Source organism: Halomonas litopenaei (assembly GCF_017303055.1).
GTDB classification, from domain to species: domain Bacteria; phylum Pseudomonadota; class Gammaproteobacteria; order Pseudomonadales; family Halomonadaceae; genus Halomonas; species Halomonas litopenaei_A.
Window position 1 is genome coordinate 187,226 of record NZ_JAEKJT010000009.1, and the last position, 25,684, is coordinate 212,909.

Consider the following 25,684-nt stretch of genomic DNA (forward strand, 5'->3'; position numbering starts at 1 on the left):
TGTCATGGGCGGGGGCTTGCGCCCCCGCGGACCGTCATTCATTGAAGCGCCTTTCGGGCCGCCTCAGCTCTCCAGTTCGATATCGATGCCCAGCGAGCGGATTTCCTTCACGAGTACGTTGAAGGATTCCGGCATGCCCGCCTGCATGGTGTGGTCGCCATCCACGATGCTCTTGTACATCTTGGTACGACCTTCCACGTCATCGGACTTGACCGTGAGCATTTCCTGCAGAGTGTAAGCGGCGCCGTAGGCCTCCAGGGCCCAGACCTCCATCTCACCAAAGCGCTGACCACCGAACTGCGCCTTGCCGCCCAGCGGCTGCTGGGTGACCAGCGAGTAGGAGCCGGTGGAACGCGCGTGCATCTTGTCGTCGACCAGGTGGTTGAGCTTGAGCATGTACATGTAGCCCACGGTCACCGGACGATCGAACGACTCACCGGTACGCCCGTCATACAGCGTCATCTGACCAGAATCCGGCAGGTCGGCCAGCTTCAGCAGGTGCTTGATCTCGTGCTCCTTGGCACCGTCGAACACCGGCGTCGCCATCGGCACGCCCTTCTTCAGGTTCTTGGCCAGCGCGATGACCTCGTCATCGGTCAGCGACTCGATCTCTTCGACGCGGGTGCCCTGGGTGGAGTTGTACACCTGCCCCAGGAACTCGCGCAGCTGGCCGAGCTGTTGCTCGCGAGCGTCACGCAGCATGTGCTCGATCTTCACACCAAGCCCACGGGCAGCCATACCCAGGTGGGTCTCGAGGATCTGACCAACGTTCATACGCGACGGTACGCCCAGCGGGTTCAGCACGACGTCGATCGGCTCACCGTTATCGTCGAACGGCATGTCCTCGATCGGCATGATGGCCGAGATGACACCCTTGTTACCGTGACGGCCGGCCATCTTGTCACCGGGCTGCAGACGACGCTTGATGGCCAGGTAGACCTTGACGATCTTGAGCACGCCCGGCGCCAGGTCATCGCCCTGAGTCAGCTTGCGCTTCTTGTCTTCAAAGCGCTCGTCCATTTCCTTGCGACGGTTCTCGAGCTGCTCGTCGGCCTGGGCCAGCAGTTCATTGAGCTTCTCGTCCTGCATGCGCAGCTTGAACCACTGCTGACGCGGGAGCTCCTCGAGATAGGCGTCGGACAGCACGTCGCCCTTGGACAGACGCGGACCACCGTTGACCGGCTGACCAGACAGCGTGCGCTTGAGACGCTCGAAGGTGGCATCTTCCGCGATGCGGTAGGTTTCCTGAAGGTCCTTGCGCACTTCGTCGAGCTGCATCTGCTCGATGGACAGCGCACGGGAGTCCTTCTCGACGCCGTCGCGGGTGAACACCTGAACGTCGATGACGGTACCCTTCATGCCGGTGGGGGCACGCAGGGAGGTGTCCTTAACGTCGGACGCCTTCTCACCAAAGATGGCACGCAGCAGCTTCTCTTCCGGAGTCAGCTGGGTTTCACCCTTGGGGGTGACCTTACCGACCAGGATATCGCCTGCACCCACCTCGGCACCGATGTACACGACGCCGGCTTCATCCAGCTTGCCGAGTGCCGACTCACCGACGTTGGGGATATCGGAAGTAATTTCTTCCGGCCCCAGCTTGGTGTCGCGCGACACACAGGTCAGTTCCTGGATGTGGATGGTAGTGAAACGGTCTTCCTGGACGACCCGCTCGGACAGCAGGATGGAGTCCTCGAAGTTGTAGCCGTTCCAGGGCATGAAGGCGATGCGCATGTTCTGGCCAAGCGCCAGATCACCCATGTCGACAGACGGACCGTCGGCCAGGATGTCACCGCGTGCCACGTTGTCACCAGGACGCACGATCGGGCGCTGGTTCTGACAGGTGTTCTGGTTCGAGCGCAGGTACTTGGTCAGGTTGTAGATATCGACGCCGGCTTCACCGCCGATGATCTCATCTTCATTGACCCGCACCACGATGCGCTTGGCGTCGACCGAGTCGATCACGCCGCCACGACGAGCCACGGCACAGACGCCGGAGTCACGGGCGACGAAGCGCTCCATGCCGGTACCGACCAGCGGCTTGTCGGCACGCAGGGTGGGCACCGCCTGACGCTGCATGTTCGCACCCATCAGGGCGCGGTTAGCATCATCGTGCTCAAGGAACGGGATCAGCGCCGCCGCCACAGAGACGACCTGACGCGGAGACACGTCCATCAGCGTCACTTGCTCTGGACGCATGAAGGTGGTTTCACCGCGGTGACGGACCTGGACCAGGTCGTCGACCAGCTTGTTGTCACCATTGACGGTGGCAGACGCCTGGGCGATGACGAAGTCACCTTCCTCGATGGCCGACAGGTGGACCACGTCGTCGGTGACCACACCGTCCACGACCTTACGGTACGGGGTCTCGAGGAAACCGTAGCTGTTGGTGTGACTGTAGGTCGCCAGCGAGTTGATCAGACCGATGTTCGGTCCTTCAGGGGTCTCGATCGGGCACAGACGGCCGTAGTGAGTCGCGTGAACGTCACGCACCTCGAAGCCTGCGCGCTCACGGGTCAGACCACCCGGGCCGAGAGCGGACACACGACGCTTGTGGGTCACCTCGGACAGCGGGTTGTTCTGGTCCATGAACTGGGACAGCTGGGAGGAGCCAAAGAACTCCTTCACCGCAGCGGCCACCGGCTTGGCATTGATCAGGTCCTGGGGCATCAGGCCTTCGCTTTCGGCCATGGACAGACGCTCCTTGACCGCACGCTCGACGCGCACCAGGCCAACACGGAACTGGTTTTCTGCCATTTCACCGACGCAGCGAATACGACGGTTACCCAGGTGGTCGATATCATCGACGTCGCCGAAGCCGTTACGGATGTTGATCAACTCGCGCAGCACATCCAGGATGTCAGCACGGTCAAGCACACCGGAACCGGTGTCGGACTCACGACGCAGGCGACGGTTGAACTTCATGCGACCGACGCCGGACAGGTCGTAACGGTCTTCAGTGAAGAACAGGTTGTTGAACAGCGTCTCGGCGGCTTCCTTGGTGGGCGGCTCGCCAGGACGCATCATGCGGTAGATTTCCACCAACGCCTCGAGCTGCGAGCCGGTGGTATCCAGCTTCAGCGTGTCGGAGACGAAGGGACCGCAGTCCAGATCGTTGGTATAGAGCGTTTCGATGGTAGTGATGCCGGCCTGCCCGAGGCCTTCCAGAATTTCTGGAGTGATCTCGGTGTTGCAGGGGCAGATCAGCTCACCCGTGGCCGGATTGATCTGATCCTTGGCCAGGGTCTTGCCGAACAGGTAATCCATCGGCACTTCAAGACGCTCAAGGCCAGCCTTCTCCAGCTGACGAATGTGCTTCTGAGTAACACGACGACCTTCCTCGACGATGACCTCACCGTCGGCACCCTTGATGTCAAAGGTGGCCGTTTCGCCGCGCAGACGCGACGGCACCAGCTCCACAGAGAAGCCAGACTTCTCGATGTGGAAGGTGCTGGTGTCGAAGAACTCGTCGAGAATCTCTTCGGCACTCATGCCCAGCGCGCGCAGCAGAACAGACGCCGGCAGCTTGCGGCGACGGTCAATACGCACGAAGACGTTGTCCTTCGGATCAAACTCGAAGTCCAGCCAGGAGCCGCGGTAAGGAATCACGCGTGCAGAGTACAGAAGCTTGCCGGAGCTATGGCTCTTGCCCTTGTCGTGATCAAAGAACACGCCGGGACTACGGTGCAGCTGGGACACGATGACCCGCTCGGTACCATTCACGACAAAGGTACCGTTCTCGGTCATCAGGGGGATTTCCCCCATGTAGACTTCCTGCTCCTTGATGTCCTTGATGGCCTTGTTCGACGACTCTTTGTCGTAGATGATCAGGCGGACCTTGACACGCAGGGGAGCGGAATAGGTGACACCGCGCAGCTGGCATTCCTTGACGTCGAACGCCGGAGTGCCGAAGCGGTAGCTCACGTACTCGAGCGCGGCGTTGCCGGAGAAGCTCTCGATCGGGAACACGGACTTGAAGGCGGCGTGCAGGCCTACCTCCATGCGCTCCTCAGGGGAGCGGTCCTGCTGGAGAAAGTCGTAGTAGGAATCAAGCTGGATGGCCAGCAGGTAAGGCACATCCATCACTTGGGGCAGTTTGCCGAAATCCTTGCGGATGCGTTTTTTCTCAGTGTATGAGTAAGCCATCTGTATTCCCCAGCTTGTTCACCATGGGTGACCGATGCGTGTCGGCGCCACCCGACGGACGGTCTCCGTCAGGCGCTGACGGCAAGTCCTCGGAATGAGTGACTCGCCGTCGGAATTCTGCAAGCTACATGACCGATGTTGGACAGGCAGCTAGTGACAACAGAAAAAGGCCGGTAGCGGGCGTCCCGCCACCAGCCGTGGAAGCTTACGCAGCGCGTGAAGCCATGGGCACAAGGATTACTTGAGCTCCACGGAAGCGCCGGCTTCTTCCAACTTCTTCTTGGCTTCTTCTGCGTCGTCTTTGCTCATCGCTTCCTTGATGGTCGCCGGAGCACCGTCGACGGCGCCCTTGGCTTCCTTCAGGCCAAGACCAGTGATCTCGCGGACGGCCTTGATGACGTTCACTTTCTTGTCGCCAGCAGAGGTCAGCACCAGGTCGAACTCGGTCTGCTCTTCGGCAGCACCGGCGTCGCCGCCAGCACCCGGGCCAGCCACAACAGCGGCGGCAGCGCTAACGCCGAACTTCTCTTCCATCGCTTCGATCAGCTCGACAACTTCCATCACGGACATGTCGGAGACGGCGTTGATGATATCTTCTTTGGTCAGTGCCATTGTCTAGATTCCTAACTTTGCGGGCGTCCCGGTTTTCCGAGAACGCGTGGATCGTGGTCGGTCGACAGGGAGCCTTAAGCGGCTTCTTCCTGCTTCTGGTCGCGCAGCGCAGCGAGGGTACGAACCAGCTTGCCGGCAGAAGCTTCCTTCATGACGGACATCAGCTTGGCGATCGCCTCATCGTACGTCGGCAGAGTTGCCAGACGGTCGATATCGCTTGCCGGGATCAGCTCACCTTCATAGGCCAGCGCCTTGACTTCGAAGTTCTTCTCATCCTTAGCGAACTCCTTGAACAGACGGGCGGCAGCGCCCGGGTGCTCATTGGAGAAGGCCAGCATGGTCGGACCTACGAAAGACTCTGACAGGCACTCCCAGGGAGTACCGGCCAGGGCGCGGCGTGCCAGGGTGTTACGCACAACGCGCACCTGGACGCCATTCTCGCGAGCCTGCTTGCGCAGTTCGGTCATCTTGTGGACCGCGACGCCGCGAGAGTCGGCAACTACGACGGAGAGTGCATCCTTGGCGACTTCACTGACCTCGGCAACAATTGCCTTCTTGCCTTCGAGTGCTAGTGCCACTGTGATCACTCCTTCGTGCCGGAACCCGAGGGCTCCGGTGGTTACCATCTCCCCTTCTCGATAACTCAAAGAAGAGGGGCTTCTTGGATGGTGCTCACCAGATGCCTGGCGGCAACACCATCTGCGCAGGTGCCCTGAGGGCGATTAAGCCGCGTTCAACCCGAGGGTCAGACGGCGGCGCCTGCGGTCTTTGACGGTGCCCCGCCGGCCGGGTGATTCACCCGGCACGGGGACCGCAAAGTGTCTTGCCTGTTGTGTCGCATCACACCAGCGCGGAGTGATCGACAGTCAGACCCGGGCCCATGGTAGTGGACAGGGTCATCTTCTTGAAGTACACGCCCTTGGAAGTGCTCGGCTTGAGCTTCTTCAGGTCGGCGATCAGCGCATCCAGGTTGCCCTTGATGGCGTCGGCGTCGAAGTCGACCTTGCCCAGGGTAGCGTGGATGATGCCGTTCTTGTCGGTACGGAAGCGCACCTGACCGGCCTTGGCGTTCTTGACGGCGGTAGCAACGTCAGGAGTCACAGTACCGACCTTGGGGTTCGGCATCAGGCCGCGCGGACCCAGGATCTGACCCAGCTGACCGACCACACGCATGGCGTCAGGAGAAGCGATGACCACGTCGAAGTCGAGCTGGCCTTTCTTGACCTGCTCGGCCAGGTCGTCCATACCGACGATGTCGGCACCGGCTTCCTTGGCGGCTTCTTCGTTGGCACCCTGGGTAAAGACGGCAACGCGCACGTCCTTGCCAGTACCGTTAGGCATCACGGTTGCACCGCGAACCACCTGGTCAGATTTACGCGGATCAACACCCAGGTTGATAGCGACGTCCAGGGATTCCTTGAACTTGACGGTGGACAGCTCGGAGAGCAGTGCCACGGCCTCGTCGACAGAGTAAGCCTTGTTGGCGTCAACCTTGTCGCGAATCTGCTTTGCGCGCTTGGTAAGCTTAGCCATGATCAGAGACCCTCCACGTTGAGGCCCATGCTACGGGCGCTACCAGCAATGGTACGCACCGCGGCGTCGAGATCAGCAGCCGTCAGGTCCGGCTCCTTGGTCTTGGCGATCTCTTCGAGCTGCTCACGGGTCACGGTACCGACCTTCTTCTTGTTCGGCTCGCCAGAGCCGGACTTGATGCCAGCAGCCTTCTTCAGCAGCACCGCAGCGGGCGGCGTCTTGGTGACGAAGGTGAAGCTGCGGTCGGAGTAGACGGTGATGACCACGGGAGTCGGGAGACCCGGCTCGATGTTCTGCGTCTCAGCGTTGAACGCCTTACAGAACTCCATGATGTTGACACCGTGCTGACCCAGCGCGGGACCCACGGGGGGACTCGGATTGGCTTTACCGGCTGCAACCTGCAGCTTGATGTAAGCCTGTACTTTCTTGGCCATGATGGACTCCAGTTGGGTAATAGCGCCTTGCGGCTCCCCGGACAAAACGGCCGCCTGATTCCAGGCGACCCCTACTGACTACAGGCGGACAGCACACCGCGGCGGGCCTGCCTAGACAGACCCACCGCGCGCTGTTCGCCTTACTCCTTCTCGACCTGGGAAAATTCCAGCTCGACCGGAGTCGCACGCCCGAAGATCAGCACACTGACCTGCAGACGGCTCTTGTCATAATTGACCTCTTCGACCACGCCATTGAAGTCGGCAAAGGGCCCGTCGATAACGCGGACAGACTGCCCAGGCTCGAACATGGTCTTGGGCCGCGGCTTTTCCGCACCATCTCTCACACGACTAAGGATGGCATCAGCTTCACGCTGAGTGATCGGCGCCGGCTTTTCCTTGGTACCGCCAATGAACCCCATGACTCGCGGAGTCTCATTGACCAGGTGCCAGGTCTCGTCAACCATTTCCATCTCGACCAGGACGTAGCCGGGATAGAACTTGCGCTCACTCTTGCGGCGCTTGCCGTCGCGCATCTCGACGACTTCCTCGGTCGGCACCAGAATCTCACCGAAGCGATCTTCCATGCCATGCATCTTCACACGCTCGATCAGCGAGCGCATGACGTGCTTCTCGAAGCCGGAGTAGGCGTGGACGACGTACCAACGCTTGGACATGAAGACTCCTAACCGATGACGCCGGACATCGCCCAGCTGAGCAGCGTGTCGATCAACCAGAGCAGCAGCCCGACTACCAGCACAGCCACCAGCACAATGGCAGTGGTCTGAATGGTCTCAGGGCGCGTCGGCCAGACGACACGTTGAATTTCCTTTCTGGCGCTACGAGCAAGCTCGACCAGCTCACGCCCCTTGGTGGTCATCAGCGCCACCAGAGCGGCAACGACAGACAGGGCGACAACGCCCAGGACACGATACAGAAGCGGCTGGTCGGCAAAATAGGTGTTGCCGACAACGGCCAGCACCAGAAGAACGACGACAACCGCCCACTTGAGCCCGTCGTGGCGCGACTCCTGCACCTCGGCGTTATGCTTCATGAAAACGAGACTCCTCAGGGCGCGGCAATCGAAACACGAAAGTATATAAAAAACTGCCAGCCTGGGGAAGACTGGCAGGCCAGGAGGGAATCGAACCCCCAACCTGCGGTTTTGGAGACCGCTGCTCTGCCAATTGAGCTACTGGCCTGTACTCGATGCAAACCACCCTTTGCGGGCAGCCTCTGCAACAGCGGGCGCCATGATAGCGAAGCAACGCTTGCCTGACAACCCCTACTCCACCCTGCAGACGCGATGGAGAAAGAAAAAGCGAGCCAAGGCTCGCTTTTCTATATGGAGCTCATGGACGGATTTGAACCGTCGACCTCACCCTTACCAAGGGTGTGCTCTACCCCTGAGCTACATGAGCGCACTCTTTGGCGCAACACACACGGCACACGCCGAAATCTGGAGCGGGCAGCGGGGATCGAACCCGCATCATCAGCTTGGAAGGCTGAGGTTCTACCATTGAACTATGCCCGCATCATGACCCAAGGCCATTCTTGCTGAAACATGCTCATCGAACCCGACCAGCCTGGCAGCGTCCGACCGCCTGCTCCGTTTCGACCACCCAAGGGCAATCGAAAAAAACCTGGTGGAGGGGGAAGGATTCGAACCTTCGAAGCTTTCGCGGCAGATTTACAGTCTGCTCCCTTTGGCCACTCGGGAACCCCTCCAACTGGCGACGTATTTTATCGCCTCACTCCAAGATGTCAAGTAGCTGTTTTAAAAAGAATCCGCTCCTCTAGACTCTTTTTCACCTTCTCGACACAGGACAGCGGCCTCGCCGCCTGCCTTGGAACGCGGCGCATTGTGTCAAAGCCCAACGAATAACGCAAGGCCCTCAACGCTTTTTTCGCTCGAACACCACATCCTTCTCGCCTGTTGGCGTGGGACAAAAGGACTCTCAACTTCCCCGAGCGGCTCCCCGACCTGGGCGGCAGCCGCCCCACCCATCGTCGCTGAGCACACCAGGGGCCCGCGGCTCCCGGCCTTGTCACAGCAGCATCGAGAAGGCTAATCCGGCACGAATCTTTTCCAGCGCCACTGGTGCAGGCGGCACTGGGGCGCCAGCCATCTTGCCAGCACGCTCTGCTGCGGTGAGCGGAAAGCACGCCTCGAGTCCCGCATAGACCATATCTGGCCAAATGGCGTGGGGCACCTGGATACCCCTTGAGACGACTCGGGCATCCCCTCCCGTGACCAGCATCGGCAGGGCAACCCCTTCGCGATCGCACACTTCACTGTAAATCCGGTTGACGGCACTCACAGCCGCCATATAAATCCCGTGATTCACGGCCTCCACTGTGCGCCGGCCTGGCGCCAGCAGCTCGTCCGCCTCGCTGTCCGGATCGATGGCCACGTTACGTGTGCCGAGTTTCAGGCTTTCCTTCATGAGACGAAGCCCAGGGAGTATATAGCCCCCAAGATGACGCCCCCCAGGCAGCACGAAATCCACCGTGATGGCACTACCACAGTCCACCGTGCAGCTGGCTCCCGCCAGTTGATAACCGGCCAGGACCCCCATCCAGCGATCCACGCCCAATCGTCCAGGTTCGTGGTAGCCGTTGGTGACCCCAAGAGCCTCACGACAGGAACGTGCCACGTGGACGGAGCGAACCCTGTCTTTCAGCAACGATTCCGTCTGGGCCAGCACCGAACGACGCGCCACGCTGGAAATCCGCACGGTCTCGACCACGTCGAGATCCGGGATGTCCGCTCCAGGCTTCCACTCCTCCCGGGTCCATACCGCACCGCGCGAGCGTATCTCGCTGCTATCAGCATCCTTGAGGCGCCATTTGGACAGAGTATTGCCGATATCCAGGTCAAGAATCATGGGCGCGCTCGCACGCTGATCTCTCCTCCGACAAGGCGCTCATCCTGCTCATCCTTGCGCACCCAGAGATTGCCGTTGTCATCCACTTCTCCCGCCCGGGCGAGCTCCCGGCGCTCGCCCCTGATGATCTCGATATCCCAGCCAGCAAAGGCGTGGCGCGCGTTCCACTCGTCTTTCCAGGCCGCAAACCCGTTCTCCTCAAAGCCTGCCAGCATGGTCAACAAGCCGTCCAGCAGCTCTGCCGCCATGACGTTGCGGGAAAGCCCTGGCGCCTGATCATGTACACAGGCGACCGGCTGATCGATGCGCGCCCGGAAGCTATCAGGCAGATCCACGTTGATTCCCATCCCCAGCACTACCTCACAGGGGCCCGCGGCATCTCCGCTCATTTCCACCAGGATGCCGGCCAACTTGCCAAAGCCACCCTGGCCATCGGGAAGCAGTACGTCATTCGGCCATTTCAAGGCGGGATTCAAGCCGTGGCGCTCCAGCATCTGGGCCAGCACCACGCCGATCGCCAGACTGAGCCCTTCCAGCGCCGCAACGCCGGCGTCAAAGCGCCAGCCCACGGAACACATCAGGGTACGCCCCCAGGGGGTCGTCCAGATCCGGCCACGTCGTCCGCGCCCCGCAGACTGCTGCTCGACCAGGCAAGCCTCGCCATGTCCAGCCCCCTGACGAAAGCGCTCGCGCAGAAACTCGTTACTGGATGGAAGAGTGTCTTCCACGAACAGGCGAGCGAGGTGCTGACGCGAGTCACGGGACAGCGCCGCCACCACCGCCGGCCCTTCAAGCAGTTCCAACGGCTCTGCCAGGCGATACCCCTGCCCTTTCACCGCTTGCATGGGAATGCCAAGATCCTCGAGCTTGCGCAGCTGCTTCCACACCGCCGCTCGGGACACCCCCAGCTTCTCGCCCAGCTGCTGTCCAGAGTGAAACTCGCCATCACTCAACAGCCGGATCAGCTCACCAATGGTCATTCCTCGCCCCTTACGCGGGAAAAGGGCATAGTCTATCGAAAGACAGCTTGCGCCGGAAATGCGCGCGCATTCCGGCTCACGCTTGAGCAGACGCGGCTCTCGGTCGCCTTCCTAGGATAATCGCCATTCAGAACCCTGCGACGCCGGCCCCGGATGCGTTAATCGCCCCAGGCTGGGAGGTGAATGCCCCAGTGGGCGCGGCGCCACCGTCACCCCGTCGACGCAGGCTCGACAACCTGTGAGGGCTCAGGCAGAGAGGGCGTCGACGCTTTGGCGGGTTGCCGCGATCAAGTGGGTAAACGCAGCCCGCGCCGCCGGCTCGTCCCGTTGCTGCATGGCCTCCAGCAGGGCTTCATGAAACGGAAAACCGGCATCGAATATCCGGAGTCGATCTTCCGGTGAGTCCCAGGACAGATACAGTTCGTCATGCATCATCTGGATCAATCCCACCAGTACACGATTGCCGCAGGCGTGGTAGATGGCCAGGTGAAAGGCGGCGTCGGCCTCGCTCACCCCCAGAAAGTCCTCCTTTTCCCTGGCGCGACGGTAATCGTCCAGATGGCTGGCCATGGCGTCGAGCTGATGATCGGCGGCGTGGCGTATCGCCAGCACGATCGCCTGGACCTCAAGCGCCTCGCGGACCTCGAGCATCTCGATCAAGTGGGCCTTGGCGTCCTTGATCCCGAGACTCGCCAGCAACTGGAAGGTGCGCTGCTCGCTGACAAACAGGCCCTTGCCATTGACGATGTCGATGATGCCTTCCGCCTCCAGCTTCTTGAGTCCCTCTCTCAGGGTCGAGCGACCTACCTCAAGCCGCTCCATCCACTCTCCCATCGAGGGTAGCTGTGTCCCCGGCGCCAGCTCCTTAGCGGCGATGTAGGCGCTGATCTCTCCTGCGACGGTGTCTGACAAATAAAGTCGTTTCATACAGTTGGGGTCCACTATCGGAAGAGGCCGGCGAGTCCTTTCGACGTTAGCCGTAAACCCCTTCTGGATCAATTGTCGCCTGCGGACCCCCGTGCTAGCTTACCTATCAGACAGGCTGATAGCCTTTTCCACTTTACCGAGGATGCGCCATGGATCCACTGGATCGACATATCTGCAGTCATGCCTATGAACAGCGCCAGGAGCATCACGGCGCGGTGGCGCCTCCGCTCTACCAGACCAGCATCTTTACCTTCCCCGACCTCGAGAGTTTCAGCCGTGCCCAGCTGGACGAGCGCCAGCACTTCATCTACAGCAGAGGGCTCAACCCGACGGTCAAGCTGCTGGAAGACAAGTTGGCCGCACTGGAGCGGGGCGAGGCGTGCAAGGCCTTTGCTTCCGGCATGGGCGCGATCGCCGCCACCCTGTTCTCGTTGCTCGGCCAGGGCGATCACGTCCTGCGCATCAATCAGACCTATGGCCCCGCGGTGGAGCTGCTCGACCAGATGGCACGCTACGGCGTCAGCCATGACGGCATCAGCGGCGACCAGGACATTGGCGCCCACCTGCGCCCCGAGACACGCCTGATCTACATAGAGAGCCCTTCATCGCTGCGCATGGAACTGGCCGATCTCGAGGCCATCGCCCGCATCGCCAGACAGCACGGCATTCTGACGCTGATCGACAATACCTGGGCGACCCCGCTGTTCCAGAAGCCGATCACCCATGGAATCGACCTGGTGGTGCACTCGCTATCGAAGTACATCGGCGGCCACAGCGACGTGGTCGGTGGTGCCGTCATCGGCAACGCCGAGGTGATCGACAGGCTCTTCGCTAATGGTCACCAGCTGCTGGGAGCGGCGCTCTCGCCCCACAGCGCGTCGCTGATCCTGCGTGGCCTGCGCACTTTGCCGGTGCGAATGGCAGAACACCTGCGCAACGGCCAGGCGATTGCCGCCTTCCTTGACGCCCATCCACAGGTGGCCGCGGTGTATCACCCAAGCCTTGCCCAGGGTCCGGCGGCTGAGTGGGCGGCACGTCAGCTCAAGGGCCACTCGGGCCTGCTCAGCTTCGCCTTGCACGATTCCAGCTACCCGCGGGTGGAACGCTTCATCAATGCCCTGCAGCTGATGCGAATTGGGGTGAGCTGGGGTGGCTACGAAAGCCTCGCCCTGTCTCCGCTGCGTCCCGACGGTAGCGGCCAGCCACTGATCCGTCTGGCCATAGGGCTGGAAGACATTGACGAGATCATCGTCGACCTGGAGCGGGGGTTCACCGCGCTCGATCACTGATCACCCTGAGGAGGACATCCCATGCCAGCGACACAACGACAACCTGGCCTTGCTCCATCCCTGCTGCTGCTCACCGCCATCGCCTTCGCCATCGTCTACGGCATCGTGGTAGCGGGCCTTCCCACCGAGCTGGTACTGATCACCCTAGGTGCCGCCGCCACCCTGTTCAGCCTTCTTCATGGCGGAACCTGGGAAGGGGTCATGGACATCATGGGCGCCAAGGTCAAAACCGCCCTGTCCGCCCTGCTGGTGCTCTACAGCATCGGCATCATCATCGGCAGCTGGATGATCTCGGGCACCATTCCCTACTTCATCTACCATGGCCTGGAGCTGATCGACCCTCGCTACCTCTACGTCATGGCATTTCTTGGCACCGCCATCGTCTCCACCTTCACCGGCACCTCCTGGGGGTCCGCCGGCACCCTCGGCGTGGCCATCATGGGCATCGCTGCAGCCATGGACATCAACCTGGCGATCACCGCCGGCGCCGTGCTCTCCGGCGCCTACTTCGGCGACAAGCTGTCACCGCTGTCGGACACCACCATCATGGCCTCCATGGTGGTGGGCGAGGACCTCTATCGCCATATTCGCAACCTGATGTACACCTCACTCCCCGCCGCCCTGGTGGCGGCGGTGGTCTACCTGATGCTGGGGCTCAACATGGAGCTGGGCGCGGGTATGCCGGCCGCCATCGCTGCCAGTGCCAATACCCTTGACGGCCTCTATCGCCTCAACCCGCTGCTGCTGCTGCCGGTAGCCATCGTGCTCTACGGATCGATTCGCAAGAAACCCACCCTGGTGGTGCTGTTTCTAGCTTCGGCCTGCGCCGCCCTGCTGGCCATGATCGTTCAGGGCGCGAGCCTTGAGGCGGTCGCTCAGGCAGCAGTGTCCGGCTTCAACGTCAGTCTGCTGACCAGCTTCAACCCGGGCCTTGACGTTTCCACCCTGCCAGCGGCACTGGCGAGTCTGCTAAATCGCGGCGGCCTCTACAGCATGCACGGTGCGGTGCTGTTCGCTCTGTGTGCCTTCTTCTTTGCCTCAGCCCTTGAGGCCTCCGGCATCCTCAAGGTGGTGCTTGACCGCAGTCTGGCCTACGTGCGCTCGGCACGTGGCACGATCCTGGCGTCACTGGCTGCCAGCTGCACCATCATTCTGGCCACCGGCAACAGCTACGTGACCTTCTTCCTTACCCGAGAACTGTTCGCCGAGCAGTACCAAAAACGCCGCCTGCACCCGCTGGTACTGTCACGCAGCATGGAGGATGGCGGCATGATTCCCGAGCCACTGGCCCCCTGGACCGTCTCTGCCATCTACATGGCCGGCACCTTGGGCGTCGCCACCCTGGATTACGCACCCTGGGCCCTGTTCAACTACCTGGGCATTGTGTTCTCGATCCTGCTGGCGATGATCGGCCCCTGGACGGGCTGGTACGGCGTCCGCCGACTCGCCGCCACCGAGTCCGCCCCATGCGAGCCAGCTGCTTCCACGCGGGAGGCTCCTCGGCCAACCCAGTGACAGCTAAGCACAAGGCCCCCGACGAAGGCATCGTCGGGGGCCTTGAATCAACCGCGTGTGATCTGCCTTAGGCGTGCTTGGCGTGCCGACCCTCGCCGATTTCCTCCACCAGCTTATGGCAGAAGATGTCCAGATCATCGGGCTTGCGGCTGGTCACCAGGCCATTGTCGACCACCACCTGTTGATCCACCCATTCGGCGCCAGCATTGCGTAGATCCTGGGCCACACTGGGGTAGGACGTCAGCTTGCGCCCGCTTACTACATCAGCATTGATCAGGATCCAAGGGGCGTGGCAAATCGCGGCAACGGGCTTGCCCGCCTGGAAGAACGCTCGGACAAACGCCAGGGCCGCTTCATCCAGACGCAAGGCGTCGGGGTTGAACAGGCCGCCGGGCAGCACCAGTGCGTGATAATCGTGCTCACTGGCGTCTTTCAGGGCCACGTCCACGCCATAGGTATCGCCCCAGTCGCTTTCCGCCCAGGCTCTGATGCCTTTCGCCTCCGGCGAGACCACGTGCACGACGATGCCCTGCTGCTGCAGTTTGGCCTTTGGCACCGCGAGCTCGGATTCCTCGAATCCGTGAGTGGCCAAGATCGCGACTCGTTTGCCTTCCACTTGCTGCGTCATGACATCCTCCTTGTAGAGATAAGTTGGACAACCTCTTAAGCTCTGTCACGCACTTGTACAAGATAGTGATGCAGTCCCCAGACTTCAACCCGTATGCCGTTTCAGCTGCTACCCCTGTCGCGAAGACTCTTCCCAGAACGCGACTCCTGCTCGTGATCAGCCAGCCTTTCCACGACCTGTCGCGCCGCTGGCCACATCACACTGCCATGATCTTCACCGGCAAAGATCATCAGTTCACTCGACAGGGAAACGCAGCGCTGCTGTAGCCGGCGCTGGTAGTCACGCGCTTCATCTACCATGGCTCGCCGAAGGCGCAAGCGATCTCGCTGGGACCCTGAATGGCCTTCGCGTGGTGACTGTTCACGCGCACCGACCCCCACCAGCAACGATGTTCCCTCAAGCGCCTCGCACCACTCAGCATCCTGCAGCCGGGCATCCAGCGCTTGGACCAGATAACGCTGACCCCACCACAGCGAGGGGCTGATGGCGAAAAGCCGGCGAAAGCACTCGGGGCAGCGCTGCTGAGCGTAGAGCGCAAACAGCCCTCCCAACGAGTGGCCCAGCAGCGCGCGACGCTCCGGATCCAGCGTCAAGTCCCGCTCGAGCATGGGCAGCAACTGAGCACTCAAGAAGTGAAGAAACTGGTCTGCCCCTCCTTCCTGCACAGATTCCTGCCCCTTCGCTGATGCCCCCTCTTCGCCGGCCTCAGCCGCGTGCGCGGCGATATCCGTTGGCACAGGGGGCGTGAAATCCCAGCGACGTCGCTGGGAATCAAAGCGCTCAGCGCCGGGATAGCCGACACCGACGATGACCAGAGGCAGGGCGCTGCCCTCAGGACCTTTTCGCGTCAGCGTGTCCCGCGCCTCACGCAGCAACGGGAAGCGTGCATTGCCATCCAGCACCACCAGCACGGGGTATCCTTGCGCTGGCCGAGGCGCATCCGGCATCGACACCTCGACCTGATAGGACAGGCCTGTCTGCGCGTCCACCACCACCCGAGACCCATCAAGCTCAGGCATCACGCTGCCGTCATCCATGGCGACAGCGCTGTCGACGAGAGACGCTAACAGTGACACCAGCACCAGCATGCCCAGCGGCCAGCCCGCGATGATCTGCCACGCCTTAGAACGCATAGCGCAAGGTGGCCAGGGCGCTGGCTGGCTGACCCACGAAGTTGAAGGAGCCCTCGCCCCCTGCACGCAGGTAATACTCACGGTCGAACAGGTTGTAGACGTTGAGCTGGCCGCTCAGCTGCGGGGTAAATTCATAGCCAAGCATCGCGTCCACCACTGCATAGCCGGGTGCCTCGACGCCGCTGCTCGAACTGAAGTCGCTCATGGCGGTGATCCCGCCGCCCAGTGACAGGCCATTGAGCATCCCTTGCTGGAAACGATACTGCGACCATAGGTTTACCATGTTCTCGGGCATCAGCAGGAAGATGCCATCATCCCGGGCACTGGATGCCTTTTCGATCTCCGTATCGGTATAGGTATAGCCAAAGATCAGGTCCCACTGGTCGGTGAGACTTCCAGTGACTTCCAGCTCGGCACCGCGAATACGCACTTCACCGGTGTCCACGGAATAGCTGGCACCGGGATCACTCGACGCGGCTGCACGATGGCTGTCTTCGAGCTGGTAGGCGCTAGCCCGTGCATTCAGTCGCCCTCCCAGGTAACTGCCCTTGATACCGACCTCGTACTGATCGCCCTCACGGGGATCGATCAGATCATTGTCCTCGTTGAACGCTGTCTGAGGCTTGAAGACCCGCGAATAGCTGGCATAGAGGGAGTGCTGAGCATCCAGGTCCAGCACAGCCCCTGCATAGGGCGTAAACTCGCTGTCACTGCGAGAGCTTTCGCTATCACTGGTGCGGTCGTCGTATTCGGTGGAAAAGTGACTGAAGCGGCCGCCGGCGATCAAGGCCAGAGGGGCGATCGGTCTGACCGTTACCTTGGCATAGGCACCGGTCTCTTCCAGCTCGCTGCGGGTGTCGGTAAGACTGAAGCCGGACAGGCCAGCCTGGGCACTGTCCAGGACATTGACGTAGGCCAGATCATTGAGCTGACCGACGCTGAGACTGCTTCCAAGCCCGCGAGCCCGCCCCTGGCGATTGTCCTGGTCGTAGTCCTTATGGTCGAGCCCGACCACAAACTCGTTGTCATTGCCAAAAGCGTCAAACGCCTGGGTGTAGCTGGCGTCCAGCGACAGCGACGTCTCGTCGGTCTTACCCCCGAAACCGGCAGCATTCAGCCTGCCCTGATCATCCACCGCACCGGCGCCGAAGGCATAGTTGTAGTCCGCATCTCGGTCGGAGTAGCGGGCCGCAACGCGACCGTAGCCATCGTTGGCAAAGCGGTGTGTTAGCTCTGCCAGTACATCCGTGGACTCACTGTCAAAGTCGTTCCAGTCAGCCCCATAGAAGGCGCTACGACGGGTATACAGAAGATCCCCATCGGCATCGGTCGGCTGGCCGTTGTTGACCGTGATGTCCTTGGCATTGTGAATGATGCCAAGGGAAAGCTCGGTGGCATCGGTCAGGTCGATATCTACCGCTGCGTAAAGGTCATCCTGCCGGTTATCGTTGTCGTCGACCCACTGTGCGTTCTCCGTGGAGCGTGCCACAAACCGCCCTCTTACCCGGCCGGCCTCATCGATGGGCCCCGCCACATCCACTCCCAGCGCACCATCGTCCAGCGTGCCCAGGCTGCCGAACACCTCAGCCTGGAAGGTCTCGGTCGGACGCTTGCGCACCAGGTTGACGATGCCGCCCAATTCGCTGGTGCTGTTGAACAGCCCCGACGGCCCGCGCATGATCTCGACCCGGTCAAACGCGGTCAGGCTCGGCACAGACCCGAGGATACTGCTCATGGGCGCAGGCAGCCCATCAATGCTGTAGGCATCGTACTCATAGCCTCTGGCAAAGATGGAGGAACGACCATAATCGTTGCTGAGTACCCGCACCCCCGGCGTGCGTGCCGCCAACTGATCCAAGGTCACAAACCCCTGGTCCTCGATGGCATCGTGGGTGACCACGCTGACCGACTGCGGAATATCCCGCAGGGCGGCCGGCACCTTGGTACCCACCGTAGCCGCGTCAACGCTATAGCCCCCGGTCTGCTCGCTGGCCAACATGTCGTACAGGCGCACACCGATCACCCGGGTAACGTCCAGCTCCTGATCCTCGATTCCCGGATCATCAGCGCCTATCCCCCCAGCCCCCTGGGCCTCTGCTCCCCGACCCTCTGCCCTCTGCTCGGCGATATCCTGCGCCTGGGCAGCGGTGGCCAGCAGCGCCCCCCCCGCTCCGGCAAGCACCCACGCCAACAACATGTTGCCCTTCATGCCACCTCCAAAACTTAATGCGAATCTATTGCATTCAAATCCCTGGAGCGACATTCTGTCACTGACGGCACCCCGATACCTTTGCCCTTTGACCAGCGACCTTTGGCATGACGACAACCTTCACCACGACGCAGCCGAAAGCCCCCCAGGCCGGCTGGATTCATCAGCATGACCTGACGTCACTGGCGGGCGTACTGACCAGCCAGTATCAATGCACCGCGGCCGACCACCAGGCCACTGGAGCGCCGCTGCATGGCATCGTGCAACAGCATGAGGTCCAGCGTGGCATGTACCTGCGGCTCAATCGTCTGCGTGACCGCCACGGTGTAACGCCCCGGGCACGGCTGCATCCAGGTCTCAAGATTTCGCTGGTCTGGCGCGGAGAGGCCTGCGTGAGCTTCGACGAGCATAGCTTTACACTCGATGCCAACAAGCGAGCCTGCGGCCTGCTGATAGCGGTCGACGAGCCCACCACCTTCGTCCGCCACGGCAGGCGTGGCGCAGTGGAATTCAGTGCCGTACTGAGCCTGACCTCGGACTGGCTCCAGCGTCGTCTGGGCTCTCCGCTGCCCAGTGTTTGCTGTCACGGCCTCAGGCAGCACCTCGGCCATCTGAGGTGGACACCGTCAAGCGACCTGGTGGCACGCCTGAACAGCGTGAGTCAGACCGCCGACATGACGACGGTCCTTAACCTGGAGCGCGAATCGATCGCCCTTGCCATGGTGTCCGAGGCGTTGGCGCACCAGACGACCCCTGCTGTGTCCCACGATGGTAAGGCCTGGCAGCAACGCCTGGCCGGCTGGATCGCCAGCGGCGAGTCGCTGCACCTGTCGCCCGCCGACATGGCAAGCCGATTGGGGATGAGTCTGCGACAACTGCAGCGGCGTTATCACCGGGAATATGGGCTGCCGTTGAGTGCCGGACTGCGACAGCAGCACTTGCTGCGCGCCCGAGCGGCGCTGCAAGACGAGAACGTCAGCGTCGATACCGCGGCCAGTATCGCCGGCTACCGGCACGCCGCCAACTTCGCCACCGCCTTCAAGCAACATTTTGGTGAAGGTCCGGCACAGTGCCGGCGTCACGCTCAGCGCGAACTCAGCACAGACGCCGCCAGCTAAGGCACCGCATCGGCATTGCCCCCGAGACGCGACAGCGCGACGTTCCAGGAGCAAAAAAAAGGGCCACGGCGATCGCCGTGGCCCTGTCGTCAGACGTCACTCCGCTGTGAGTGACAACACACGACGGTCAGAATGCCCAATCTTCGTCTTCGGTGCTCACCGTCTTGCCGATGACATAGGAAGACCCTGAACCAGAGAAGAAGTCATGGTTCTCATCGGAGCCAGGAGACAGCGCGGCCAGAATGGCCGGGCTCACATCGGTCACGCTGGACGGGAACAGTGCCTCGAAGCCAAGATTCATCAACGCCTTGTTGGCGTTGTAATGCAGGAACTTCTTGACGTCCTCGGTCAGACCAACGTCGTCGTACAGCGCCTCGGTGTACTTCACCTCGTTCTCATAGAGCTCGAACAGCAGCTCAAATGCGTAAGCCTTGATCTCTTCCTGACGCTCCTGCGGCTGCTGGGCCAGCTGACGCTGGAACTTGTAGCCGATGTAATAACCATGGATAGCCTCATCACGAATGATCAGACGAATCAGGTCGGCGGTGTTGGTCAGCTTGGCGCGGCTTGACCAGTACATCGGCAGATAAAAGCCAGAGTAGAACAGGAAGGACTCAAGGAAGGTGCTCGCCACCTTGCGCATGAGCGGGTCCTCGGCGCGGTAACGCTCCAGGATCAACTCGGCCTTCTTCTGCAGGAAGGGGTTCTCTTCACTCCAGCGGTAGGCATCATCCACATCACGGGTCGCGCACAGCGTGGAAAAGATCGAGCTGTAAGAACGCGCGTGTACCGACTCCATGAAGCTGACGTTGGTCAGTACGGCTTCTTCATGAGGCGTTACCGCGTCCTCGATCAGCGCAGGAGCCCCCACCGTGCCCTGGATGGTATCGAGCAGGGTGAGGCCCGTGAAGACACGAATGGTGAGCTGCTGCTCATGTTCCGTCAGGGTATTCCACGACGGGATATCGTTGGACAAGGGGATCTTTTCCGGCAACCAGAAGTTACCGGTCAAACGGTTCCAGACCTCGAGGTCCTTGTCGTCCTGGAGTCTGTTCCAGTTGATCGCGTCGACCCGGCTCAAACGACGGGCAGCAGAGGTAGCGGGCATATCCATGAGAGGGTTCTCGTTCGGTTGGCGCCGGGCCCTGAGCACGGCGCGTCGCTCGATTGAAGCAAAAAACGGCGACCAAGACGGCCTTCAGTCCCTTTGCCCGTGCGAATTCCACAACAGTAGTCTCGCTGGCAAAGGAGCGGCGAAGACAGGTAGGGCTCACGGCATCGTGCCAGAGACTCCTACCCGTGACTTCGCCTTGGCCTGTCTTTCCGCCTACTCCGTGACGGCTTCGCCATCACGGCTCATCATTACAGGGTGCAGGACACGCAACCTTCCACTTCCGTCCCTTCCAGCGCCGCCTGACGCAGACGGATGTAGTAGATCGTCTTGATGCCCTTGCGCCAGGCGTAAATCTGCGCCTTGTTGACGTCGCGGGTGGTCGCCGTGTCGCGGAAGAACAGCGTCAGCGACAGCCCCTGGTCAACGTGCTGCGTGGCGGCAGCATAGGTGTCGATGATCTTCTCAGGACCCAGCTCATAGGCGTCTTGATAGTAGTCCTGATTCTCGTCCGTCAGGTAGGGGGCCGGATAGTACACACGTCCCAACTTACCCTCTTTACGAATCTCCACCTTGGCCGTGACAGGGTGAATACTCGACGTGGAGTTGTTGATGTAGGAAATGGACCCGGTGGGCGGAATCGCCTGCAGATTGCGATTGAACAACCCATGAGCCATCACCGACGCCTTCAGCTCACGCCAATCCTCCTGAGTCGGAATATGGATCCCGCTCTTGTCGAACAGCGCGCGTACCTTGTCGGTCTTCGGCTCCCACGCCTGCTCGGTGTACTTGTCGAAGTACTCGCCGCTGGCATAGCTCGACTTCTCGAAACCGGCAAAGTGACGGTTGCGCTCAATGGCGATGCGGTTGGACGCACGAATGGCGTGAAACGCTACGGTGTAGAAGTAGATGTTGGTGAAATCCACCCCTTCTTCGCTGCCGTAGTAGATATGCTCGCGAGCCAGGTAACCGTGCAGGTTCATCTGGCCCAGGCCGATGGCGTGAGACTTGGCATTGCCCTCGGCAATCGACGGCACTGAGCTGATGTTGCTCATCTCGGAAACCGCGGTCAATCCACGGATAGCGGTCTCTACCGTCGCACCGAAGTCAGGAGAGTCCATGGCCTTGGCGATGTTGAGCGAACCAAGGTTGCAGGAAATATCCTCACCGATCTTGCGATAGCCCAGGTCATCGTCGTATTCGGTAGGTGTATTGACCTGCAAGATTTCCGAGCAGAGGTTGGACATGTTGATCCGGCCATCGATCGGGTTGGCGCGGTTCACTGTGTCCTCAAACATCAGGTACGGATAGCCAGACTCGAACTGCAGCTCGGCAATGGTCTGAAACAGCTCACGAGCGTTGATCTTCTTCTTGCGAATACGACCGTCAGCGACCATCTCGTCGTACTTCTCGGTCACGCTGATGTCGCCAAAAGGCACACCATAGACGCGCTCGACGTCATAGGGCGAGAACAGATACATGTCCTCGTTACGCTTGGCCAGCTCGAAGGTGATATCCGGCATCACGATCCCCAGTGAAAGGGTCTTGATGCGAATCTTCTCGTCGGCGTTCTCGCGCTTGGTGTCGAGGAAGTTCAGGATATCCGGGTGGTGTGCGTTGAGATAGACCGCACCAGCGCCCTGGCGAGCGCCAAGCTGGTTGGCATAGGAGAACGCATCCTCCAGCATCTTCATTATCGGAATGATGCCTGAAGACTGGTTTTCGATACGCTTGATCGGAGCACCGGACTCGCGCACGTTGGAAAGCGAGAAGGCGACACCGCCGCCCCGCTTGGACAGCTGCAGAGCCGAGTTGATGGAGCGTCCGATGGACTCCATGTTGTCCTCGATCCGCAGCAGGAAGCAGGAGACCAACTCGCCCCGCTGCTGCTTGCCGCAGTTGAGGAACGTCGGCGTCGCCGGCTGAAAGCGGCCGTGGATGATCTCATCGACCAGTTGCTTCGCCAACGTCTCGTCGCCACGCGCGAGCGACAGCGCGACCATGCAGACGCGATCCTCGAAGCGCTCAAGATAGCGTTTGCCATCGAACGTCTTGAGGGTATAGCTGGTGTAGTACTTGAACGCTCCCAGGAAGCTCTGGAACCGGAACTTGACCGCATAGGCCTGATCGAACAACGCGGTAACGAAATCAAAGTCGTACTGATCGAGCACCTGGCGCTCGTAGTAGCCTTGCTCCGTCAAGTAATCGAGCTTTTCCTGCAGCGAGTGAAAGAACACGGTGTTCTGGTTCACGTGCTGCAGGAAGTACTGACGCGCGGCCTCGCGATCCTTGTCGAGCTGCAGACGCCCTTCGGCATCATACAGGTTCAACATCGCATTCAGCGCGTGATAGTCGAGTGTCTTGGCGTTGTGATCGGCAGCGGGTCGCGTTGCCGCATCCTTTTCTAGGCTGAGCGTTTCCAAAATTCTTTCACCCCTGCAAGAACACGATGGACATCCTCATCCGTGCCCATCAGTTCAAACCGATAAAGAAGCGGCACCTGACACTTCTGCGCGATCACTCTCCCGGCCAGGCCAAAGGCTGCGCCGAAATTGGTGTTGCCACCCGCGATCACGCCCCGAATCAGGGACCGATTGTGTGCATCGTTGAGAAACCGAATCACCTGTGGCGGTACCGAGCTCATCGGGTCACCGTCGCCGTAGGTCGGCACAACGAGAATATATGGCTGATCGACACGCAGAGGACCGTCGTCACGACTGAGCGGAATACGCTTGGCAGACAGACCCAGCTTTTCTACAAAGCGTCGTGTATTGCCAGACTTTGTCGAGAAATAGACCAGCTCAGCCAAGACGATTCTCCTGCATCCCTGAAGCCTCGGACGTGACGCGGCCATCGCCGCGCACATCCGCTAGATACGAAGAACTTACGTGCGAAGGACGTTATCAGGCGACCAGCGTACTGATCTTGTCCGGGCGAAAGCCGGCCCAATGATCCTCGCCAGCGACGACGACGGGCACCTGGCGGTAGCCCAGCTCCTGGACTCGCTGCATGGCATCGGCGTCCTGGGTCAGATCGACCACGGTATAGTCGATTCCCTGATTGTCCAGGGCGCGGTAGGTGGCGTTGCACTGGACGCAGGCAGGTTTGCTATAGATCGTGATGGTCATGATAATCGTTACCGTCCGTGACGTGATGATACGCCCATCATAGGGGATGGCGTGGACATGGGCGGTCGGTGGAGTCACGGCACCAGGCCGTACTCCCCGCCTTCGGTAGGGCACTATATATGGTAGAGGGAGTTTTTTCCAAGCACAGATATAGTTTTTTTCTGTGCATTCCCTGTGGACAACTTTGGACACCGCTGGAGCCCGCGCCACTGCCCGCTTCCCGTCTTGTCAAGACAGCAATAAAAATCTGTTTCAGCGCTAGGAGATCATCCGTCGCTGGTCAGCGCTCATCGGCACACGCTACCAGATAGTGTTGGCCTCCCCGGCCGGAGCTACCAGGGAGGCTAATTCCTGCGCAATGATGCTCAGGATGACTTGATGGCATGGCCGCCAAACTCATTGCGCATGGCAGCGAGCATCTTGTCCGCATAGGAGTCGGATTCACGGGAGCGCAGCCGCTCAAGCAGGGACATCGTGATGACGGGGGCACTAACGTCGAGTTCGATGGCCTCGCTCACCGTCCAACGCCCTTCGCCGGAATCAGAGACATAGGGGGCGATGCCGTCAAAGGTCGGGTTCTTGTCGAGGGCATTGGCGGTCAGGTCGAGCAGCCAGGACCGTACGACGCTACCATGACGCCAGATCTCAGCGACTTGATGCAGGTCCAGCCCGAAGGAGGCCTTCTTCTCCATGATGGCGAAGCCTTCCGCAAACGCCTGCATCATGCCGTACTCGATACCATTGTGGACCATCTTGGTGAAGTGGCCTGCCCCGCTGGGCCCTACGTGTCCCCACCCTTTATCGGCAGCCGGGGCCAGTGTCTCGAACAGCGGCTTGAGCCTCTCGACCACGGCATCATCACCGCCGACCATCATGCTGTAGCCCTCTGCCAGCCCCCACACGCCACCGCTGGTTCCCACATCCACATAGCTCAAGCCATGTTCACGCAGCTCAGCGGCACGTCGCACGCTGTCCTTGTACATGGAGTTGCCACCATCGATGACGATGTCATCAGGGGACAGCAGCGATGTCAGCTCCTTGAGCAGTGCATCAACGGCTTCCCCCGCAGGTACCATCAGCCATACGATACGCGGGGAAGGAAGTTGCTCGACCGCCTCTGCCAGAGTCTGTGCTGGCTCAACTCCTCGCTGCTGCGCGCTGGAGAGTGCCTCAGCGCCAGGGTCTGTACCAATGACACGATGACCGCCGCGAACCAGACGTTCTGCCATGTTGGCGCCCATGCGCCCAAGGCCAATCATTGCAAGATCCATGTATGCTCCTCTAAATGAATGGTGACGTCAGTATCGTCGCGGTGCTCACGATATCTGTCGGTTCAGATGGTGCCAATGCACAGCCGCCTTATGCGGCCTTCAACGTACGGCTGCAGAGAGCCAACGCCCGCCTTCCGCTACGCCAAACTTCGGCTAGACGGAAAACGGCGGACGTCATAAAAGAAGCCCAGCCATCTCTAGATAGCCGGGCCTCTTTTGAATAAATGCCTGATCTCGCATGTAGGTGAGCCACCCTGGCGCTCTTTACAAGGGCTGCAGCGAAGCTGCAAGAGGTGGCGAAGGCCACGAGCCCGCCCTTGAGAAGGACCAGGCCGCTCCACACCGAGGGAGCCATCGACCCGCACTCGTCTATGCAAACGATCTTGACCTTGTGGAAAATCCCGATATCCGCAGAGGTACTAGCAACCAGGCAGCTTGCCTCTCGCATGGGGGTGAGCCGCCCTGGAGCTCTTTACAACGGCTGCAGCGAAGCTGCAAGGGGTGGCGAACGACGCGAGCTTGCCCTTGAGGAGAGCCAGGCCGGACCGCGCCGAGGCGGTTATCGGCGCGGCCCCACACATAAAAAGCGGGGTCGACCCATGCATGCGAAAAACCCCGACCATCTCTCGATAATCGGGGTTCTTCTGAATAAATGCCTGACGATGACCTACTCTCGCATGGGGAGACCCCACACTACCATCGGCGCTGAGCGGTTTCACTTCTGAGTTCGGCAAGGGATCAGGTGGTTCCCACTCGCTATGGTCGTCA

At 60.7% G+C, this 25,684-nt stretch carries 21 protein-coding genes, 4 tRNA genes and 1 rRNA gene; 3 read left to right on the forward strand and 23 right to left on the reverse strand.

All coding sequences use genetic code 11. The features are described 5' to 3' along the window. Positions 1 to 63: 63 nt before the first annotated feature. From rpoB to JF545_RS17650, 14 genes are all read right to left on the reverse strand, one after another. Positions 64 to 4,143, reverse strand: a complete 4,080-nt coding sequence (gene rpoB, locus JF545_RS17585) for a DNA-directed RNA polymerase subunit beta (RefSeq protein WP_206944215.1) — start codon at positions 4,141 to 4,143, stop codon at positions 64 to 66. A gap of 237 nt (positions 4,144 to 4,380) precedes the next feature. Then, positions 4,381 to 4,755, reverse strand: coding sequence for a 50S ribosomal protein L7/L12 (rplL, locus tag JF545_RS17590; protein ID WP_206944216.1), 375 nt, complete (start codon positions 4,753 to 4,755; stop codon positions 4,381 to 4,383). 74 nt (positions 4,756 to 4,829) lie between these two features. Then, the gene (rplJ, locus tag JF545_RS17595; protein ID WP_206944217.1) at positions 4,830 to 5,333 is read right to left on the reverse strand and encodes a 50S ribosomal protein L10; all 504 of its coding nucleotides are present in this window, start codon (positions 5,331 to 5,333) and stop codon (positions 4,830 to 4,832) included. Positions 5,334 to 5,595: 262 nt separating this feature from the next. Beyond that, positions 5,596 to 6,288: a 50S ribosomal protein L1 gene (gene rplA, locus JF545_RS17600; protein WP_206944218.1), complete on the reverse strand. Its 693-nt coding sequence runs from the start codon at positions 6,286 to 6,288 to the stop codon at positions 5,596 to 5,598. 2 nt (positions 6,289 to 6,290) lie between these two features. Further along, on the reverse strand, positions 6,291 to 6,722 hold the full coding sequence (gene rplK, locus JF545_RS17605; protein WP_206944219.1) for a 50S ribosomal protein L11: 432 nt from the start codon (positions 6,720 to 6,722) through the stop codon (positions 6,291 to 6,293). 140 nt (positions 6,723 to 6,862) lie between these two features. Next, positions 6,863 to 7,396, reverse strand: a complete 534-nt coding sequence (gene nusG, locus JF545_RS17610) for a transcription termination/antitermination protein NusG (RefSeq protein ID WP_206944220.1) — start codon at positions 7,394 to 7,396, stop codon at positions 6,863 to 6,865. Between the two features lie 8 nt (positions 7,397 to 7,404). Next, on the reverse strand, positions 7,405 to 7,773 hold the full coding sequence (secE, locus tag JF545_RS17615; RefSeq protein ID WP_206944221.1) for a preprotein translocase subunit SecE: 369 nt from the start codon (positions 7,771 to 7,773) through the stop codon (positions 7,405 to 7,407). 72 nt (positions 7,774 to 7,845) lie between these two features. After that, positions 7,846 to 7,921: transfer RNA gene (locus JF545_RS17620), tRNA-Trp, on the reverse strand. A gap of 144 nt (positions 7,922 to 8,065) precedes the next feature. Continuing rightward, positions 8,066 to 8,140: transfer RNA gene (locus JF545_RS17625), tRNA-Thr, on the reverse strand. Between the two features lie 39 nt (positions 8,141 to 8,179). Then, positions 8,180 to 8,253: transfer RNA gene (locus JF545_RS17630), tRNA-Gly, on the reverse strand. A 110-nt stretch (positions 8,254 to 8,363) separates the two neighbouring features. Then, positions 8,364 to 8,447 (reverse strand) — tRNA-Tyr (locus tag JF545_RS17635). 320 nt (positions 8,448 to 8,767) lie between these two features. Further along, on the reverse strand, positions 8,768 to 9,607 hold the full coding sequence (locus JF545_RS17640) for a type III pantothenate kinase (RefSeq protein ID WP_206944222.1): 840 nt from the start codon (positions 9,605 to 9,607) through the stop codon (positions 8,768 to 8,770). After that, positions 9,604 to 10,587 (reverse strand): biotin--[acetyl-CoA-carboxylase] ligase, encoded by a 984-nt coding sequence (locus JF545_RS17645; protein WP_206944223.1) that lies wholly within the window; start codon positions 10,585 to 10,587, stop codon positions 9,604 to 9,606. Before JF545_RS17645 ends, JF545_RS17640 begins: the two co-directional genes overlap by 4 nt. Positions 10,588 to 10,833: 246 nt before the next feature. Then, positions 10,834 to 11,514, reverse strand: coding sequence for a FadR/GntR family transcriptional regulator (locus JF545_RS17650; protein WP_206944224.1), 681 nt, complete (start codon positions 11,512 to 11,514; stop codon positions 10,834 to 10,836). Between the two features lie 149 nt (positions 11,515 to 11,663). Here JF545_RS17650 and JF545_RS17655 point away from each other — a divergent pair, with 149 nt between their 5' ends. Continuing rightward, positions 11,664 to 12,803 (forward strand): trans-sulfuration enzyme family protein, encoded by a 1,140-nt coding sequence (locus JF545_RS17655; protein WP_206944225.1) that lies wholly within the window; start codon positions 11,664 to 11,666, stop codon positions 12,801 to 12,803. A 21-nt stretch (positions 12,804 to 12,824) separates the two neighbouring features. After that, a complete protein-coding gene (gene nhaC / locus JF545_RS17660) occupies positions 12,825 to 14,318 on the forward strand; it encodes a Na+/H+ antiporter NhaC (protein ID WP_206944226.1) in 1,494 nt (497 codons plus the stop codon). A 67-nt stretch (positions 14,319 to 14,385) separates the two neighbouring features. Here the strand turns inward: nhaC and JF545_RS17665 are convergent, their stop codons facing one another. From JF545_RS17665 to JF545_RS17675, 3 genes are all read right to left on the reverse strand, one after another. Continuing rightward, the gene (locus tag JF545_RS17665) at positions 14,386 to 14,946 is read right to left on the reverse strand and encodes a type 1 glutamine amidotransferase domain-containing protein (RefSeq protein WP_206944227.1); all 561 of its coding nucleotides are present in this window, start codon (positions 14,944 to 14,946) and stop codon (positions 14,386 to 14,388) included. A 101-nt stretch (positions 14,947 to 15,047) separates the two neighbouring features. Further along, entirely contained in the window at positions 15,048 to 16,079 is a 1,032-nt protein-coding gene (locus JF545_RS17670) for an alpha/beta hydrolase (protein ID WP_206944228.1), read from the reverse strand. Then, on the reverse strand, positions 16,069 to 18,288 hold the full coding sequence (locus tag JF545_RS17675; protein WP_242520939.1) for a TonB-dependent siderophore receptor: 2,220 nt from the start codon (positions 18,286 to 18,288) through the stop codon (positions 16,069 to 16,071). The genes JF545_RS17670 and JF545_RS17675 overlap by 11 nt, the downstream gene beginning before the upstream one ends. 107 nt (positions 18,289 to 18,395) lie before the next feature. Between JF545_RS17675 and JF545_RS17680 the strand changes: the two genes are divergently transcribed. After that, positions 18,396 to 19,406 carry a helix-turn-helix transcriptional regulator gene (locus tag JF545_RS17680; protein ID WP_206944229.1) on the forward strand — a complete coding sequence of 337 codons (1,011 nt, stop codon included), beginning with the start codon at positions 18,396 to 18,398 and terminating at the stop codon, positions 19,404 to 19,406. A gap of 127 nt (positions 19,407 to 19,533) precedes the next feature. On the opposite strand, the gene nrdF is transcribed toward JF545_RS17680, so the two are convergent. The 6 genes from nrdF to rrf all read right to left on the reverse strand — a co-directional run. Continuing rightward, complete coding sequence (nrdF, locus tag JF545_RS17685; RefSeq protein WP_206944255.1) at positions 19,534 to 20,514, reverse strand: class 1b ribonucleoside-diphosphate reductase subunit beta; 981 nt, start codon at positions 20,512 to 20,514, stop codon at positions 19,534 to 19,536. Between the two features lie 254 nt (positions 20,515 to 20,768). Further along, positions 20,769 to 22,940, reverse strand: coding sequence for a class 1b ribonucleoside-diphosphate reductase subunit alpha (gene nrdE / locus JF545_RS17690; RefSeq protein WP_206944230.1), 2,172 nt, complete (start codon positions 22,938 to 22,940; stop codon positions 20,769 to 20,771). Further along, positions 22,922 to 23,326, reverse strand: a complete 405-nt coding sequence (gene nrdI / locus JF545_RS17695) for a class Ib ribonucleoside-diphosphate reductase assembly flavoprotein NrdI (protein ID WP_224908929.1) — start codon at positions 23,324 to 23,326, stop codon at positions 22,922 to 22,924. Before nrdI ends, nrdE begins: the two co-directional genes overlap by 19 nt. Before the next feature lie 94 nt (positions 23,327 to 23,420). Beyond that, a complete protein-coding gene (gene nrdH, locus JF545_RS17700) occupies positions 23,421 to 23,645 on the reverse strand; it encodes a glutaredoxin-like protein NrdH (protein ID WP_206944232.1) in 225 nt (74 codons plus the stop codon). A gap of 365 nt (positions 23,646 to 24,010) precedes the next feature. After that, positions 24,011 to 24,916 (reverse strand): phosphogluconate dehydrogenase (NAD(+)-dependent, decarboxylating), encoded by a 906-nt coding sequence (gene gnd, locus JF545_RS17705; protein WP_206944233.1) that lies wholly within the window; start codon positions 24,914 to 24,916, stop codon positions 24,011 to 24,013. Between the two features lie 654 nt (positions 24,917 to 25,570). Further along, a 5S ribosomal RNA gene (gene rrf / locus JF545_RS17710) occupies positions 25,571 to 25,684 on the reverse strand; the annotation flags it as partial.